General features: G+C 61.4%; 2 protein-coding genes. Both read left to right on the forward strand.

The window, feature by feature from the left end:
* Positions 1 to 22 precede the first annotated feature (22 nt).
* Positions 23 to 1,747 carry an assimilatory sulfite reductase (NADPH) hemoprotein subunit gene (cysI, locus tag ACTHTQ_RS11200; RefSeq protein ID WP_440363961.1) on the forward strand — a complete coding sequence of 575 codons (1,725 nt, stop codon included), beginning with the start codon at positions 23 to 25 and terminating at the stop codon, positions 1,745 to 1,747.
* On the forward strand, positions 1,726 to 1,921 hold a 196-nt coding region (locus ACTHTQ_RS11205; protein ID WP_440363962.1), incomplete at its 3' end, for a hypothetical protein. The genes cysI and ACTHTQ_RS11205, both read left to right, overlap by 22 nt.

The following is a 1,921-nucleotide window of genomic DNA, read 5'->3' on the forward strand; positions in this document are numbered from 1 at the left end:
CGCCAAACTCCCCGCCACCCCCCTGGCCGACAACGAACGCCTCAAAGGCCAGAGCCGCCATTTGCGCGGCACCATCGCCCAAGACCTCGGCGACGGCCTCACCGGCGGTTTCAACGGCGACAACTTCCAGCTCATCCGCTTCCACGGCATGTACGAGCAGGACAACCGCGACATCCGCGCCGAGCGAAACGACCAAAAGCTCGACAACCTCAAAAACGTCATGCTGCGCTGCCGCCTGCCCGGCGGCGTGATTACCCCGCAGCAGTGGCTGGGCATCGACCAATTCGCCGGCAGCCACACCCTCTACGGCTCCATCCGACTCACCAACCGCCAAACCTTCCAATACCACGGCATCCTCAAGCCCGACATCAAAGCCGTGCACCAATGGCTGCACAAACTCGGCCTCGACTCCATCGCCACCGCAGGCGACGTGAACCGCAACGTCTTGTGCACCAGCAACCCCGTGGAAAGCAGCCTGCACCGCGAAGCCTGGGAATGGGCGAAGAGAATCAGCGAACACCTCCTGCCCAAATCCCGCGCCTACGCCGAAATCTGGCTCGACGGCGAAAAAGTGGAAACCACCGAAACCGCCCCCCTGGCTGAAGGTGTGAAAAGCGGCGACGACACCGAACCCGTACTCGGCGCCAGCTACCTGCCGCGCAAATTCAAAACCACCGTCGTCATCCCCCCGCACAACGACGTAGACCTGCACGCCAACGACTTAAACTTCGTCGCCATCGGCGAAAACGGCAAACTCATCGGCTTCAATGTACTCGTGGGCGGCGGCCTCTCCATGGAGCACGGCAACACCAAAACCTACCCCGACACCGCCCGCGAATTCGGCTTCATCGGGCTCGACAAAGTGCTCGACTGCGCCGCCGCCGTCGTTTCCGTGCAGCGCGACTGGGGTAACAGGAGCGACCGCAAAGCCGCCAAAACCCGCTACACCCTCGAGCGCGTGGGCACGGAAGTATTCATCGCCGAAGTGGAAAACCGCATGGGCGCGAAATTCCAGCCCATCCGCCCCTACGAATTCACCACGCGCGGCGACCGCATCGGCTGGGTGCAGGGCGAAGACAAAAAATGGCACCTCACCCTCTTCATCGAAAACGGCCGCATCACCGACGCGCCCGGCTGCCCGCTCAAAACCGGCCTGCGCGAAATCGCCAAAATCCACAAAGGCGACTTCCGCCTCACCGCCAACCAAAACCTCATCGTGGCCGGCGTGGCCGCCCGCAACAAGGCCAAAATTGAAAAAATCGCCCGCGAACACGGCCTCATCAACGACAAAGTGAGCAAACAGCGCGAAAACAGCATGGCCTGCGTCGCCCTGCCCACCTGCCCGCTGGCCATGGCCGAAGCCGAACGCTTCCTGCCCCAATTCCTCAACCATGTGGACGAAATCATGGCAGAAAACGGCCTGTCCGAAGAGCACATCGTTTTGCGCGCCAACGGCTGCCCCAACGGCTGCGGCCGCACCATGCTGGCCGAAATCGGCCTCGTGGGCAAAGCCGTGGGCCGCTACAACCTCTACGCCGGCGGCAACCGCCAAGGCACGCGCATCCCCCGCCTTTACAAAGAAAACATCACCGAACCCGAAATCCTCGCCATCCTGCGCGAATGGATCGCCGGCTGGGCAACAGGCCGCGAACCGGGCGAAGGCTTCGGCGACTATGCCGTGCGCACCGGCATCGTCCAACCCGTGCTCGACCCCCCGCGCGATTTTTGGAAAGCATCTGCCGCCTGATTCGGCAAGAAAAAGGCCGTCTGACACCTTTGCAAAATCCCCCCAAATCCCCTAAATTCCCACCAAGACATTTAGGGGGATTTCTCATGAGCACCTTCTTCCAACAAACCGCACAAGCCATGATTGCCAAACACATCGACCGCTTCCCACTATTGAAGTTGGATCAGGTGATTG

The organism is Neisseria sp. P0020.S003, from assembly GCF_051957095.1.
Taxonomy (GTDB): Bacteria; Pseudomonadota; Gammaproteobacteria; order Burkholderiales; family Neisseriaceae; genus Neisseria; species Neisseria subflava.